The sequence below is a fragment of the Pantoea sp. DY-5 genome (assembly GCF_019795955.1).
GTDB classification, from domain to species: Bacteria; Pseudomonadota; Gammaproteobacteria; order Enterobacterales; family Enterobacteriaceae; genus Pantoea; species Pantoea leporis.
The window spans coordinates 411,361-426,019 of record NZ_JAIMIE010000001.1 but is presented as its reverse complement, the minus strand read 5'-3'; the positions used below and the strand labels follow the sequence as shown (position 1 = coordinate 426,019).

11 protein-coding genes are annotated in these 14,659 nt (G+C 55.5%); 6 read left to right on the top strand and 5 right to left on the bottom strand.

What is annotated here, in order from left to right:
- Positions 1-111: 111 nt before the first annotated feature.
- Positions 112-3,639 carry a pyruvate:ferredoxin (flavodoxin) oxidoreductase gene (gene nifJ, locus K5Y30_RS02020; protein ID WP_222210370.1) on the top strand — a complete coding sequence of 1,176 codons (3,528 nt, stop codon included), beginning with the start codon at positions 112-114 and terminating at the stop codon, positions 3,637-3,639.
- Positions 3,640-3,695: 56 nt separating this feature from the next.
- Here nifJ and K5Y30_RS02015 read toward each other — a convergent pair whose 3' ends face one another.
- On the bottom strand, positions 3,696-3,896 hold the full coding sequence (locus K5Y30_RS02015; protein WP_008106442.1) for a DUF2767 family protein: 201 nt from the start codon (positions 3,894-3,896) through the stop codon (positions 3,696-3,698).
- A gap of 281 nt (positions 3,897-4,177) precedes the next feature.
- Here K5Y30_RS02015 and ttcA point away from each other — a divergent pair, with 281 nt between their 5' ends.
- Positions 4,178-5,113 carry a tRNA 2-thiocytidine(32) synthetase TtcA gene (ttcA, locus tag K5Y30_RS02010; RefSeq protein WP_222210369.1) on the top strand — a complete coding sequence of 312 codons (936 nt, stop codon included), beginning with the start codon at positions 4,178-4,180 and terminating at the stop codon, positions 5,111-5,113.
- Between the two features lie 51 nt (positions 5,114-5,164).
- Here ttcA and K5Y30_RS02005 read toward each other — a convergent pair whose 3' ends face one another.
- From K5Y30_RS02005 to K5Y30_RS01995, 3 genes are all read right to left on the bottom strand, one after another.
- Complete coding sequence (locus K5Y30_RS02005; protein WP_222210368.1) at positions 5,165-5,311, bottom strand: hypothetical protein; 147 nt, start codon at positions 5,309-5,311, stop codon at positions 5,165-5,167.
- Positions 5,312-5,566: 255 nt separating this feature from the next.
- Positions 5,567-6,550, bottom strand: coding sequence for a zinc transporter ZntB (gene zntB / locus K5Y30_RS02000; protein ID WP_222210367.1), 984 nt, complete (start codon positions 6,548-6,550; stop codon positions 5,567-5,569).
- Positions 6,551-6,671: 121 nt separating this feature from the next.
- A complete protein-coding gene (locus tag K5Y30_RS01995; RefSeq protein ID WP_222210366.1) occupies positions 6,672-8,291 on the bottom strand; it encodes an ABC transporter substrate-binding protein in 1,620 nt (539 codons plus the stop codon).
- Between the two features lie 209 nt (positions 8,292-8,500).
- Here K5Y30_RS01995 and mpaA point away from each other — a divergent pair, with 209 nt between their 5' ends.
- On the top strand, positions 8,501-9,214 hold the full coding sequence (gene mpaA, locus K5Y30_RS01990; RefSeq protein WP_222182210.1) for a murein tripeptide amidase MpaA: 714 nt from the start codon (positions 8,501-8,503) through the stop codon (positions 9,212-9,214).
- On the opposite strand, the gene ycjG is transcribed toward mpaA, so the two are convergent.
- Positions 9,183-10,169 carry an L-Ala-D/L-Glu epimerase gene (gene ycjG, locus K5Y30_RS01985; protein ID WP_222210365.1) on the bottom strand — a complete coding sequence of 329 codons (987 nt, stop codon included), beginning with the start codon at positions 10,167-10,169 and terminating at the stop codon, positions 9,183-9,185. The genes mpaA and ycjG overlap by 32 nt on opposite strands.
- A 154-nt stretch (positions 10,170-10,323) precedes the next feature.
- Between ycjG and tpx the strand changes: the two genes are divergently transcribed.
- The 3 genes from tpx (at position 10,324) to K5Y30_RS01970 (ending at position 14,537) form a co-directional block, all read left to right on the top strand.
- Positions 10,324-10,827, top strand: coding sequence for a thiol peroxidase (gene tpx / locus K5Y30_RS01980; RefSeq protein ID WP_101764298.1), 504 nt, complete (start codon positions 10,324-10,326; stop codon positions 10,825-10,827).
- A gap of 285 nt (positions 10,828-11,112) precedes the next feature.
- Positions 11,113-12,492, top strand: a complete 1,380-nt coding sequence (locus K5Y30_RS01975) for a glycoside-pentoside-hexuronide (GPH):cation symporter (protein WP_222182214.1) — start codon at positions 11,113-11,115, stop codon at positions 12,490-12,492.
- A complete protein-coding gene (locus K5Y30_RS01970; RefSeq protein WP_222210364.1) occupies positions 12,489-14,537 on the top strand; it encodes a glycoside hydrolase family 31 protein in 2,049 nt (682 codons plus the stop codon). Before K5Y30_RS01975 ends, K5Y30_RS01970 begins: the two co-directional genes overlap by 4 nt.
- Positions 14,538-14,659 lie beyond the last annotated feature (122 nt).

Sequence of the window (14,659 nt, the reverse complement as noted above, 5' to 3'; positions counted from 1 at the left end):
CTGCCATCTCGCCAGCACACAGATGAAAAAGTCGCGTCTTAGCCCTTTGCTAAACTGAATTGATAACCCCCGTAAATTTTGCGGGTTTCTCAGCGTAGCAAAGGACGATTTATGATTACCGTCGACGGTAACGGTGCAGTGGCTTCAGTCGCCTTCCGCACCAGCGAAGTGATTGCCATTTATCCCATCACGCCCAGCTCAACCATGGCCGAGCTGGCGGATAGCTGGTCCGGCGAAGGCCGCCGTAATATCTGGGGCGATGTGCCGCGCGTGGTCGAGATGCAATCTGAAGGCGGCGCGATTGCCACGGTGCACGGCGCGCTGCAAACCGGCGCACTCTCAACCACCTTCACCTCTTCGCAGGGATTGCTGTTGATGATCCCGACGCTCTACAAACTGGCGGGCCAGCTGACGCCGTTTGTGCTGCACGTCGCGGCGCGGACCGTGGCGACGCACGCGCTGTCGATATTTGGCGATCACTCCGATGTCATGGCAGTACGACAAACCGGCTGCGCGCAGTTCTGCGCCTCCAGCGTGCAGGAAGCGCAGGATTTTGCCCTGATTGCCCAAATCGCCTCACTGAATAGCCGCATCCCGTTTATCCACTTCTTCGATGGCTTCCGCACCTCGCACGAGATCAACAAGATCGTGCCGATCAGCGATGAAACCTTGCAGGCGCTGATGCCCGCCGAGGCAATTAACGCCCATCGCGCTCGTGCATTAACGCCAGATCGACCAACGATTCGCGGCACATCCGCCAACCCTGATACCTATTTTCAGTCACGCGAAGCCACCAACCGCTGGTACGACGATTGCACGCAGCACGTTGAGGCTGCAATGACCGCGTTTGGCATAAATACCGGCCGCCATTATCAGCCGTTTGAGTTTTACGGCCATCCGCAGGCCGAGCGCGTAATGGTGATGATGGGCTCCGGCTGCGGCACGGCGGAAGAGGCGATTGATCAAATGCTGCAGCGTGGCGAGAAAGTCGGGCTGTTGAAAGTGCGCCTCTATCGCCCGTTTTCGGCGGCGCATTTGCTGCAAAAGATCCCCGCTTCCGCCCAGCGAATTGCGGTGCTCGATCGCACCAAAGAGCCCGGCGCGCTCGGCGAACCGCTATTCCTGGATGTGATGACCGCGCTGGCTGAAGCTTACAGCCGTGGCGAGCGTGCGTCGCTGCCGAAGGTAATCGGCGGTCGCTATGGTTTGTCATCGAAAGAGTTCGCACCCGATGCGGTGCTGGCGGTGTTTCGTGCCTTGCTGCGCGAAACACCGCCAGCGCGTTTTACCGTCGGCATTTACGACGACGTCACCCATCTTTCGCTGCCGCTGGAAGCCAATATCGTGCCGAATCGCGCACGGCTTGAAGCGCTGTTTTATGGTTTGGGCAGCGACGGCAGCGTCAGCGCCAGTAAAAACAACCTGAAGATAATCGGTAACGCCACACCGTGGCAGGTGCAGGGCTATTTCGTCTACGACTCGAAAAAAGCCGGCGGCCTGACGGTTTCCCATCTGCGCGTCAGTGAATATCCGATTCAATCCGCCTATTTGATTCAGCAAGCCGATTTCATTGGCTGCCATCAGCTGCAGTTTATCGATAAGTATTCGATGCTCGATAAGCTTAAGCCGGGTGGGATTTTTCTGCTCAATACGCCTTACAGCGCTGAGGAGGTGTGGCCGCGCCTGCCGCAGGAAGTTCAAAGCCAGCTCAACGATAAACAGGCGCGATTTTATGTGATCAACGCTGCGCGTATCGCGCGCGAATGCCAGCTGGGCGCGCGCATTAACACCGTGATGCAGATGGCCTTTTTCCAGCTGACCCAGATTTTGCCAGGCGATAGCGCATTAACTGAACTGCAAAACGCCATTGCGCGCAGCTACAGCAGCAAAGGCGAAGAGCTGGTGCAGCGCAACTGGCAAGCGCTGGCGATGGCACAACAAGCGCTGCAGAGGGTGCCACTGCAGCCGGTAGACGATCGCAGTCCGCATCGCCCGCCGGTGGTGTCCGATAGCGCACCCGATTTCGTTAAAACCGTCACCGCAGCGATGCTTGCCGGCCTTGGCGATAAACTGCCGGTTTCGGCACTGCCGCCTGATGGAACCTGGCCAGTTGGCACCACGCAATGGGAAAAGCGTAATATCGCCGAAGCCGTGCCGATCTGGCAGCCCGATCTCTGTACGCAGTGCAACCATTGCGTCGCCGCCTGCCCGCACTCAGCCATTCGCGCCAAAGTGGTTGATCCTGCAGCGCTGGACGATGCGCCAGCTTCACTCGCTTCACTGGAGGTGAAATCGCGCGATATGCGCGGACAGAAATACGTGCTGCAGGTGGCGCCGGAAGATTGCACCGGCTGCAATCTGTGTGTGGAAGTGTGCCCGGCCAGCGATCGCCAGCATCCAGAAATCAAAGCCATCAACATGAAATCACGCCTGGAGCATGTTGAGACGGAAAAGGTCAATTACAATGCCTTCCTCGCGCTGCCGGAGATCACTGCCGAGCAGCTGGAACGTATTGATATCCGCACCTCGCAGCTGATTACTCCACTGTTTGAATATTCCGGTGCCTGCTCGGGCTGCGGGGAAACGCCCTATATCAAACTACTGACGCAGCTGTATGGCGATCGCCTGCTAATTGCTAACGCCACCGGCTGCTCCTCCATTTATGGCGGCAATCTGCCTTCCACGCCTTACACCACCAATGCAGAAGGTCGCGGTCCGGCGTGGGCGAATTCGCTGTTTGAAGATAACGCCGAATTTGGTCTGGGCTTCCGCTTGAGCGTCGACCAGCAGAAACAGCGCGCACTGAGGTTACTGGAGCAATGTGCTGCGCAGCTACCGGCGGCATTGGTTAATGAACTAAAAGGTGACAATGTCACCACATCGCAGCGACGCGAGCAGATTACACAGCTGCGCGCCCTGCTCGCGGCTTTACCGCAGCCTGAAGCCAAAGCGTTATACGATGCAGCCGATGCGCTGGTGGAGAAATCGGTCTGGCTGATTGGTGGCGATGGCTGGGCGTACGACATTGGCTACGGCGGCCTCGATCACGTGATGAGCCTGAGCGAAAACGTCAACGTGCTGGTGCTGGATACGCAGTGCTACTCGAACACGGGCGGCCAGGCATCAAAAGCGACGCCGCTCGGCGCGGTGACCAAGTTTGGCGAACAGGGGAAACGCAAGGCGCGCAAGGATCTCGGCATGTCGACGCTGCTGTATGGGCATGTGTATGTGGCGCAGATTTCGCTGGGCGCGCAGCTCAATCAAACCGTGAAAGCGATTCAGGAAGCGGAAGCCTGGCCGGGACCCTCGCTGATCATCGCTTACAGCCCGTGTGAAGAGCATGGTTACGATCTGGCTTATAGCCACGAGCAGATGCGCCTGTTGACCACCAGCGGTTTCTGGCCGCTTTATCGTTTTGATCCTCGACGCGCCCAGCAAGGTAAAGCCGCGCTGGCGCTGGATTCGCGTTCGCCGACCTCGGAACTCGAACAAGCATTAATGAACGAGCAGCGTTTCCGCCAGTTGCAAACTCAGCGGCCAGAAGAAGCGTCGCAGCTGTGGCGTGATGCAACGGAAGCCGCCAGTCAGCGTTATCAGCGGCTGGCCGAGTTAGCCGGGAAAACCGAGAAAAGTGAGTAGATGAAAAAGCCCGGCGCGATGACCGGGCGTTTCTTTGCTGGGTTAATGTTGATGGATTAACAAGGCTTGAGCTGAACGATGGCCATCTCTACCGCCCGATTCGGTGAGCCGGTGAGTTCACGATAGCGCAACTGTAGATTGCGCAACTCGCTGGCTAACACCTCTTTTTCGGTTGCTGCGCCACGCTGTGCCAGCTCCAGATAACATTGCCCCACCAGCCGACATGCCTCTTCAAAAACCATATCGTACGTTTGCATTTGCCGCTCCTCACCTAAAGAAAGTAAAAAAAGCACTTCGGCCATCCTGTCAGGCCCAGATGAGGTAAATATTTGCCCAGATCAATAAATAGCCAGATTGTTCTGACAAAGTGTGCGTCTATGTCTCAAGCGCAATGAGTTATCATCAGAAAGAGATCACTTCAGGCTAGCATTCGCGCCCGCAATCCGTACCATACGCAGTCATGTTTATAGGGTTTATTGCCGTTGAAGATTGCTTCAGCCGCTAACGGCCCTCGCCTTCACTCTCAAGCGTGAAAATAATGTCAGAAAATCAAGAAGTAACAAAAAAAGAGCAGTACAACCTCAACAAACTGCAGAAGCGTTTGCGTCGCAACGTTGGCGAAGCCATTGCTGACTTCAACATGATTGAAGAAGGCGATCGCATCATGGTTTGTCTGTCTGGTGGTAAAGACAGCTACACCATGCTGGAGATCCTGCGTAATTTGCAGCAGAGCGCACCGGTGAATTTCTCGCTGGTAGCAGTGAATCTCGACCAGAAACAGCCCGGTTTCCCGGAGCATATTCTGCCAGCCTATCTGGAACAACAGGGCGTTGAGTATCACATCGTTAACGAAGACACTTATTCCATCGTTAAAGATAAGATTCCTGAAGGCAAAACTACCTGCTCGCTCTGTTCGCGTCTGCGCCGCGGTATTCTGTATCGCACCGCCACCGAGTTGGGTTGTAGCAAAATCGCCTTAGGTCATCATCGCGACGATATTCTGCAGACCATGTTCCTCAACATGTTCTACGGCGGCAAGATGAAAGGCATGCCACCAAAACTGATGAGCGATGACGGTAAACATATTGTGATTCGTCCGCTGGCATACTGCCGCGAGAAAGACATCATTCGTTTTGCGGAAGCGCGCCAGTTCCCGATCATTCCGTGCAACCTGTGCGGTTCGCAGCCGAATCTGCAACGTCAGGTGGTTGCCGACATGCTGCGTGACTGGGATAAACGTTATCCGGGCCGTATCGAAACCATGTTTACCGCGATGCAGAATGTGGTGCCATCACATATGGCCGACATTAATCTGTTCGATTTCAAGGGCATCAAACACGGTGATGCCGTGGTGGATGGCGGTGATTTGGCGTTTGATCGCGAAAGCTTGCCGGTACAACCTGCGGGCTGGCAGCCAGAAGAAGACGACGCGCCGAATCTTAACGTGCGTCTAGATGTGCTGGAAATAAAATAACGGTATTAGCTGTGAAAAAAGGCGCGTCGCTTCGGCTACGCGCCATTTTTATTAGCGGTGCGGCGGTGGATCCTGGATCGGTGGGAATTCGGGATCGTGCGGTGGCTGTGCGGGTGGTATCGGCTGCGGTTGTGGAATCGGTTCGGGAATCGGTGGTGGATCGGTAGGAATTGGTTCGCTGGCAATGATCGCTTGCATGCCCTTCTCCTTGTCGCTGAATGTCCTTTAAGCATAGGAAAGGTTGGCCGAGCAAGCCAGGCGGGCAAAAAAAAGCCGGCGGATAAGCCGGCGTCGTACGAATCAAATGTGCTATGCAGTAATTCAAAAAAGGAAGTAAGACAATATGGAGCGCAACGCCCATCGCTTGACGTTGCATTCACCTGCGGGAAAGAGTTTGCCCTGATTGCGCTGGCGGGATATTGATATCGATCAGGTTTAATCCGCTTTTCTGCCTTACAACCATTTCCGCCGTTTCAACCATATCGCCACGCCGCCAACCATCACCAATAGCAGCACGCAGAAAGCGGTAAAGCCCAGCGCCCAATTGCCGCCCGGAATGCCGCCGAGGTTGACGCCGAATAAGCCGGTAAGGAACGTGGCCGGTAAAAAAATCATCGCCATCAACGACATGGTATAAGTGCGGCGGTTCATCGATTCCGCAAGGATTGACGCCACTTCATCCGCCAGAATCGAAGTACGCGCCACGCCCGCATTAAGATCGTCCAATCCGCGACCTAAGCGATCGGCAACTTCTTGCATACGGCGACGATCGTCGTCGTTCATCCACGCCATCTTCTCGCTAGCCAGCCGCGCATAGACATCGCGCTGCGGTGCCATATAACGACGCATCACAATCAGCTGCTTACGCAGCAGCGCCAAATCGCCGCGCGCTGGTACTTCCTGATTCATTAGCGCATCTTCCAGCTCGATAATTTTATCGTGCATCTCTTCGATAAATTCGCTGGCGTGATCGGTTAACGCATCGCACACATCCACCAGCCAGCTGCCGCCATCAACCGGACCGTTACCTTGTTGTAGATCGGTCAGCACGGCATCAATGGCGTACACTTTGCGCCGGCGCGTCGAGACAATCAGCTTATCGTTGATAAATACGCGCATCGCCACCAGCTGATCGGGACGTGAATCGGCGTTATGGTTAACGCTGCGCAATACAATCATGAAGCCGTCGCCGAGCCTTGTCACGCGCGGCCGCATGCTGTCGCCCGCCAGCGCATCACGCACCGAATCGGGGATCAGCGGCGTGTTTTGCAGCCATTCCGCACTTTGTCGTTGGGTGTAATTGAGGTGCAACCAGCAGGGACGTTCGCAGTTGATGACGTCTTTATCTTCGATGGGGATCATGCCGCCTGCGCCATCCAGCTGACAGGACACAATGGCATCGGATACTTGTAACGCTTTTCCTTCAATGACGTTCACGAACTCGCCTCACTATCAAAATCAATACGATACAGTCTAGCGTGGCGCAGACCAGTTGCAATCATAAGGCTGTGAGCAAAGATGACAGGCGGTGACAATCACCGCCTGCGGATGTGCGGGATTAATGCTTCTCAATCCACAGCTCGCGGCTGTACGCCACGTCTTCAGGATTGGTGATCGGATAACCTTTCACCCACGGCTTGATTAAGCGGCCGTTAGTGTATTGGTAGATCGGTGCGATCGGTGCCTGATCGGCGATGATCTGCTCGGCTTTGTTGTAATCGGTGTTACGCGCCGCCACGCTGGTTTCAGTGCTGGCTTTGGTGATCACCGCATCGTAATCGGCACTGCGGAAGCGCGCGATATTGCCGGTGTGGGTCGAGGTCAGCAGACTGAGGAAGGTTGAAGGCTCATTATAATCGCCGATCCATGACGCGCGGATCACATCGAAATTGCCGCTGTTACGGCTGTCGATATAGGTTTTCCACTCCTGATTTTGCAAGGTGACATCCACGCCAAGATTCTTTTTCCACATTGACGCCACCGCGATAGCAATTTTCTGATGGCTTTCCGAGGTGTTGTAGAGCAGCGTCAAATGCAGCGGTTTGCCCGGTCCATAACCTGCCGCTGTCAGCAATGCTTTGGCCTGCGCGTTCAGTTCCTGCTGGCTATGTTGCTGCAGATAGCTCTTCATCGGGGTGAAACCGGCGGTAACGTCCGGCGTGAAGTGCCAGGCCGGTTTTTCGCCGGTGCCCAATACTTTCTCCGCAATGATGCGACGATCGATGCTCCACGACAGCGCCTTGCGTACGCGTACATCAGCGGTTGGCCCTTTCTCGGTATTGAACGCGTAGTAATAGGTGCCAAGCTGATCCGGCGTATACACCTGACCAGGCAACTCTTTTTTCAGCAGCGCGTACATGTTTTTCGGGAAGGATTCGGTGATATCGATATCGTTGGCACGATAGCGTTTGGTAGCACTGGATTCTTCATTAATCGGAATAAACGTGACTTTCGTCAGCACCGATTTTTGGTCATCCCAATAGTTAGCGTTGCGCACCAATACAATTTTTTCGTTCACCACGCGATCCTGCAGCTGATAAGCGCCATTGCCCACCAGCTTGCCCGGTGACGTCCAGCTATCGCCCTCTTTTTCAATTACTTGCTTCGATACCGGATACATCGCGGCGTTGGCGACCATGCTCGGGAACCACGGCACAGGACGTGACAACGTCACCTTAAGGTGGGTCGCATCGGTTGCCGTCACGCCCAGCTTATCGGCGCTCATCTGTCCTTTGGTGATTGCTTCGGCGTTTTCAATGCCGCTTAAGGCGGCGAACCAGGCAAACGGCGAACTGTTCTTCGGCTCAACTAAACGTTGCCAGCTATAGACAAAATCCTGCGCGGTAACCGGCTCACCATTTGACCAGCGCGCATCTTTCCGCAGGGTGAAGATCCAGGTTTTGTTGTCGTTGCTGCTCCAGCTTAGCGCCACGCCCGGCACGATTTTTCCGTGGGCGTCCTGATTGGTCAGCCCTTCAAACAGATCGCGCATCACCTGAATTTCTGGCAAGCCAACCGCCTTCATCGGATCGAGTGAAGCGGGTTCATCTTTAATATGGCGAACAATTTCCTGGGTGCTGGCCAGCTGTGCGCCCGGCGGCACGTTGGCGGCGAATGCGGGTGAGGCTGCACTGGCTACAATTAAGGCAGTCAGCGTTTTGCGGAACGTTAGTTTCATCACCACTCCTTTACGCGAAAAAAATGGCGACCGCGAAGAGATTGTGTCGCCAGCAACTTTTGGCACTTTATCGCAAATTGCTGATTGATATATAGCTATTTCCCCGCAGGCTATTTACCGTTATGTTGAGGCTGGATTCCCGGTCACATTTTTACCTTGAGCGCCAGAAAGCTTTTGGCGGTGTTGGAAGCATTTCATAGAGGAACGTCATGTCGTCATACCATCCACGTCCGCTGCGCGGCAAGCTGGACGCTGTCTGGCAACAATACGGGCAATCGGTGCTGGGTGCACCGCTGCTGTGGTTTCCGGCACCCGCCGCCGATGCCGAAAGCGGGCTGATTATTGCTGGCACGCACGGCGACGAGAATGCCGCGATTGCCACCTTATCGGGCGCGATGCGCACCTTGCCGGACGGGCTGCGGCGTCATCACGTTGTTCTGGCGGTCAATCCCGATGGTTGTCAGTTGGGGCTGCGCGCCAACGCCAATGGCGTCGATCTCAACCGTAACTTCCCCGCCGCTAACTGGCAGCATGGCGACACGGTGTATCGCTGGAACAGCGAAGCGGATGAGCGTGATGTGGTGCTTTCAACCGGATCAGCGCCCTCTTCCGAACCAGAAACCCGCGCGCTGTGCCAGCTGATTCATCAGATCAAACCGCGTTGGGTGGTTTCGTGGCATGAACCGCTGGCCTGTATTGATGATCCGCACCACAGCGATTTAGCGCAGTGGCTGGCGCAGCAGACCGCGCTGCCGGTGGTGAGCAGCGTGGGTTATGCCACGCCGGGTTCGTTTGGCAGCTGGTGCGACGATCTCGGCCTGTTATGCATTACCGCCGAGATGCCGCCGATTTCGGTGGACGAAGCCACCGAAGTCTATCTGGAAGCGATGATCAATCTGCTGCGCTGGCAGCCAGCGGCTTGAGTACGCCGTGAGAGAAATGCAGCGACGGTTCAACATCGGCCGCAAGCCAGGTTGGACCGTCGAGATCCGCGAAGGTCGCGCGCGCCGTCAGCGGTAATGCCACACGAATCGCCCGCGACGTGCAGAGCATGCAGCCGAGCATAATCGCGAATCCCTGCTGCTGCGCCGCCTCTGCCAGCGCCAGCGCTTCCGTTAATCCGCCGGTTTTATCCAGCTTGATATTCACCATCTCATAGCGCCCTTTCAGCTGCGGCAGGCTTTCACGCGTATGGCAGCTTTCATCGGCGCAGATTGGCAGCGGATGGATAAAGTTGCCCAGCGCGCTGTCTTCTGCGGCCGGTAGCGGCTGTTCCAGCATCGCGACATTGAGGTCGGCCAGCAGCTGACAGCGTGCCGCCAGGCCTTCGGCATGCCAGGATTCGTTGGCATCGACAATCAAAGTCGCGTCCGGTACCGCGCTGCGTATCGCCACCAAACGTTCGCTGATCAGGTGATCATCCATTTTAATCTTCAATAAACGCGCGCCATGTTGCCACAGCGCCTGCGCGCTGCTGGCCATCGCATCTGGCGTATCGATGCTGATGGTATGTGCGGTGACAATCTCTTCAGCCAGTGGTACCGCGCACAATTGCACCAGACTTTCGCCCTGCTGCTGTCGTGCCAGATCCCACATTGCGCAGTCAATCGCGTTGCGTGCCGCGCCCGCCGGTAACGCCTGTTGCAGCGCTTCTCGCGTCATGCCGCTTTGCAACGCGCTTAGCTGCGAGGCGATCTGCTTGAGCACCGACTCCTCACTTTCACCGTAGCGCGCGTAAGGCGTCGCTTCGCCAACACCTTTAACGCCATCCTGCTCGATTTCCACTACCACAACATGCGCCTCGGTGCGGCTGCCGCGCGAAATAACAAAAGGCGAATGTAACGGCCAGGCTTCCGGATAACTCTTCACTGTTCTCATTATTTCTCCTTAAATCCGTCGCTTTAATGCGAGCCGGCTCGATTATCGGCAGGAAATGCGCTCGTAAACCCTTAAAAATTATGTCATAAACAAGCGCTATACCTGTTCTGACGTTCCAAAAGTCAGATATTTCATCGTTAAAAAAGGAAATCGCATGTCTCAGACTGTTCACTTTCAGGGCAATCCGGTGCCGGTTGCAGGCCAGTTCCCACAAGTTGGCGAGCAAGCTAAACCTTTCAACCTGGTCGCAAAAGATCTTACTGACGTATCCCTGGCTAATTATGCAGGCAAACGCAAAGTTCTGAACATTTTCCCAAGCATTGATACTGGCGTGTGTGCGGCATCGGTGCGTAAGTTTAACGAGCGTTCAGGTGAAGCGAACAACACGGTTGTGCTGTGCATCTCCTCCGACCTGCCTTTCGCCCAGTCACGCTTCTGTGGCGCAGAGAACGTCAGCAACGTGATCACGCTCTCTTCCCTGCGCGGCGCCGAGTTCAAAGAAAACTATGGCGTGGCGATTGCTGATGGCCCGCTGAAAGGCCTGACCGCACGTGCGGTTGTGGTGCTGGATGAAAACGATAAAGTGATTTACAGCGAGCTGGTGAATGAAATCACCGAAGAGCCAAACTACGATGCCGCGCTGGCTGCGCTGAAGTAAATCTCTCGCCTGCCAGGCGAAACAAAAAGCACCGAATGATTAACGCGTCGGTGCTTTTTTTATGCTCACCTTCAGGATGGCTCAATTTTCAACCTGTTGATTTATCGCGATACGTAGCACTTCTTCCCGCCATGTTGCATTTTTACTGTGATTCTTGTTACCCGTATCACATTAATTAAAAAACATAAAACCCGTAACAAATCCCGCAATTGTTCCCATCAGCATCGCTACCTATAACTAACCGTCAATTGCACTTAAGCGATTCAAAGACAGGCGGGAATCTTTATGCAAGCAAGCTTATCCATTAAAGAAAAGTTCAGTTACGGCCTCGGTGATATGGCCAGCCATATCGCCATCGATAACGTCATTATTTTTCTCACCTTTTACTACACCGATGTGGTGGGTTTGCCCGCAATCTTTGTTGGCACGCTGTTTTTACTGGCGCGCGTCGCCGATGCGGTGATCGACCCGGCGATGGGGATGGTGGCTGACCGAACCCGTTCACGCTGGGGCAAATTCCGTCCCTGGCTATTGATGCTCGCGGTACCGTTCGGCGTGAGCTGTATGTTGATTTATGCGGTGCCGGAAAGCCTGTCGCTGACTGGCAAGATGATTTACGCCGCCGTGACCTACAGCCTGATGATGCTGATGTACACCGCCATCAATATTCCTTACTGCTCGATGGGGGCGATTATCACCGCCGATGATAATCAGCGCATCTCCCTGCAATCATGGCGCTTCTTCCTCGCCACGCTGGGCGGCGCGATGTCCACTTTCCTGATGATCCCGCTCGCCACCTGGCTGGGCGGCGGTAACAAACTGGACGGTTACTTCGCAGCAATGTCGATAATGGCGACGCTGGCAACCCTGCTGTTTTTTATCTGTTTTCTCAATACACGCGAACGCATCAATGCTCCCGCTAACCACGGCAACTTTCTTGCCGATCTGCGCGATTTGCTGCGTAACGATCAGTGGCGCGTGGTCGCGTTGCTGGTGTTCTGCAATATCTCATTCGGCGTGGTGCGGCTCGGCGCGATGATGTACTACGTCACCTATTTTCTGGGTGATGCCAGCCTCTTCATGTGGCTGCTGGCCGCGCATATTGTCGGCAAAAGCGTCGGTAGCGTGCTGGCGAAACTGCTGACGCGCCGCCTGAACAAAATCACCGCCTTTACGCTCAGCGCCATTACTGCTGGCGTGCTAAGCATCAGCATCGTGTTCCTTCCCGGCTCGCTGGCGCTGTTGGTTGGCATGACATTCATCGTCTCCAGCTTCTATCAAGTCACCACCACGCTGATGTGGGTGATGATGGCCGATGTGGTGGATTACGGTGAATATCGTCAGGGAAAACGCCTCGATGGCACCGTCTTCTCGACTCTGCTCGCCGTATTGAAAATGGGCATGGCCATTAGCGGCGCGATTGTCGGCTGGACGCTTGGCCTGAGCGGTTACGTCGCTCAGGCACCGCATCAGCAACCCGCCGCCATGATGGCCATCGTGGCACTGTTTTCGGTAGTTCCCGGCCTGCTGTCGCTGTTAAGCGCGCTGGCGATGCGCGGCTACAAACTAAACGATGCCACCATGCGCACCATCAATCAGCACAAAGTGTCAGCCCAACCGACTGCCACTGCTTCCCCCCTTTTACAACCACAGGAGTTGTCATGAGTGAATTACGCGCCGAATCCCAGCGTATTATCTGGACATTTGACCGTCAGACGCTGGTTATCGAACCCTGGGGCGCGCATAGCCTGCGAGTACGAGCCACCTGTCAGCCCGAACTGATCGACCATGACTGGGCGTTGTTATCGCCTGCGGCTTGCGAGGTGGAGATCCAGCGCGAGCATGAATCTCTCAGCCTGCGTAACGGCAATATCACCGCCACGCTGAATATTCGCGGCCAGCTGGCTTTCTATAATCAGCACGGCGAATTGCTGCTCGAGGAGTTCTGGCGTCAGCGCAGCACCGTGGGCATCGGTGCCAGCGAAAAGAGCCAGGACAAATACATCAGCGCCCTGAAGCTGGATGCGCGCGCCTTTCGACCGATTCCGGGAGGGAAATATCAGCTGAGCGTGCGCTTTGAAGCGCGTGCCGAAGAGAAAATCTATGGCATGGGCCAGTATCAGCAGGATTGTCTCGATCTGAAAGGCTGCACGCTTGAGCTGGCGCAGCGCAACTCGCAGGCCAGCGTGCCGTTTATGGTATCCAATCTCGGCTACGGCTTGCTGTGGCATAATCCGGCCATCGGCGAAGTGACCTTTGGTAAAAACGGCACGCGCTGGCAAGCCGAAGTAACCGATCAGATGGATTACTGGATCACCGCAGGCGACACACCCGCTGAGATCGTGCGTCAGTATGGACGCGCCACCGGCACAGCGCCGATGATGCCCAGCTTCGCGACCGGTTTCTGGCAATGCAAACTGCGCTATCGCACTCAGCAGGAAGTGCTGGAGGTCGCGCGCGAATATCGCCGCCTGCAGCTACCGCTCTCGGTGATCGTCATCGACTTTTTCCACTGGCCAAATCAGGGAACCTGGTGTTTCGATGCGCGCGACTGGCCGGATCCGCGTGCTATGGTGCAGGAGCTGAAAGAGATGGGCATCGAAACCATGGTGTCGGTGTGGCCCACGGTGGATAGCCGCAGTGATAACTATCGTCTGATGAAATCCAAAGGCTTGCTGGTTAACAGCGAGCGCGGCGTATCGGTGAACCTTGATTTTATGGGCAATACCACCTTTTTTGACGCCACGCATCCCGCCGCACGCGAGTTCGTCTGGCAGGAAGTTAAGCGCAACTATTATGACCACGGCATCCGCACTTTCTGGCTCGACGAAGCAGAGCCAGAATACCGCGCCTACGATTTTGATAATTACCGCTATCATCTCGGCCCGGTACAGGAAGTGGGCAATATCTATCCGCAGCTGTTTGCCCGCGGATTTTATGAAGGTCTGCAACAACAGGGCGAGAGCGAGATCGTCAATCTGGTGCGCTGCGCCTGGGCGGGCAGCCAGCGTTACGGCGTGCTTGCCTGGTCGGGCGACGTTCACTCCTCGTTCCATGCCTTACGTAATCAGTTTACTGCCGGGCTGAATATGGCGATGGCAGGTATTCCATGGTGGACCACCGACATCGGCGGTTTTCAGGGCGGGAATACTCATGATCCGGCGTTTCATGAACTGTTGATCCGTTGGTTCCAATGGGCGGTATTCTGTCCGGTGATGCGTTTGCATGGTTACCGCGAGCCACAAATTGCACCTGAAGAAACCTGGCGCGATGGCATTGCGCAGTGCAACAGCGGCTCACCCAATGAAGTATGGAGTTACGGTGAGGAGAATTACGCGCTGATGAAAAGCTGCCTGCTGCAACGTGAGCAGATTCGCCCCTATATTGATGGCCTGATGCGCGAAGCGCATGAGCTCGGTGATCCGGTGATGCGCCCGCTGTTCTATCACTACCCGCAGCAGCCAGAGAGCTGGCAAGTGGAAGATCAGTATCTGCTGGGCCGCGACCTTCTGGTGGCGCCGGTGCTACACGCTGGCCAGCGTGAACGTGAAGTGTGGTTACCTGCTGGCGAGCAATGGATTGCCCGCAATGGCGAGTGCTATCAAGGCGGCCAACGCATCAGCGTTGCCGCGCCACTGAGCGAAATTCCGGTGTTTATGAGGGAAGGAAGTCAGGTAAATATTCGCGCACCCGACGAAAAAACCAGCTAAATAACCGTAGGGTCGCTATTCATGGCGACCAATGACAAGACATCTGCTTGCAAGTGTAGATGCACGTTTGCGGACCAGGCCGCCATGAATGGCGACCCTACAGGCGGAACGACGTTACGAGA

Coding starts and splice junctions, on each gene's coding strand:
- nifJ (WP_222210370.1), top strand. CDS start 112: ATGATTACCGTCGACGGTAACGGTGCAGTGGCTTCAGTCGCCTTCCGC.
- K5Y30_RS02015 (WP_008106442.1), bottom strand. CDS start 3,896: ATGCAAACGTACGATATGGTTTTTGAAGAGGCATGTCGGCTGGTGGGG.
- ttcA (WP_222210369.1), top strand. CDS start 4,178: ATGTCAGAAAATCAAGAAGTAACAAAAAAAGAGCAGTACAACCTCAAC.
- K5Y30_RS02005 (WP_222210368.1), bottom strand. CDS start 5,311: ATGCAAGCGATCATTGCCAGCGAACCAATTCCTACCGATCCACCACCG.
- K5Y30_RS01995 (WP_222210366.1), bottom strand. CDS start 8,291: ATGAAACTAACGTTCCGCAAAACGCTGACTGCCTTAATTGTAGCCAGT.
- mpaA (WP_222182210.1), top strand. CDS start 8,501: ATGTCGTCATACCATCCACGTCCGCTGCGCGGCAAGCTGGACGCTGTC.
- ycjG (WP_222210365.1), bottom strand. CDS start 10,169: ATGAGAACAGTGAAGAGTTATCCGGAAGCCTGGCCGTTACATTCGCCT.
- tpx (WP_101764298.1), top strand. CDS start 10,324: ATGTCTCAGACTGTTCACTTTCAGGGCAATCCGGTGCCGGTTGCAGGC.
- K5Y30_RS01975 (WP_222182214.1), top strand. CDS start 11,113: ATGCAAGCAAGCTTATCCATTAAAGAAAAGTTCAGTTACGGCCTCGGT.
- K5Y30_RS01970 (WP_222210364.1), top strand. CDS start 12,489: ATGAGTGAATTACGCGCCGAATCCCAGCGTATTATCTGGACATTTGAC.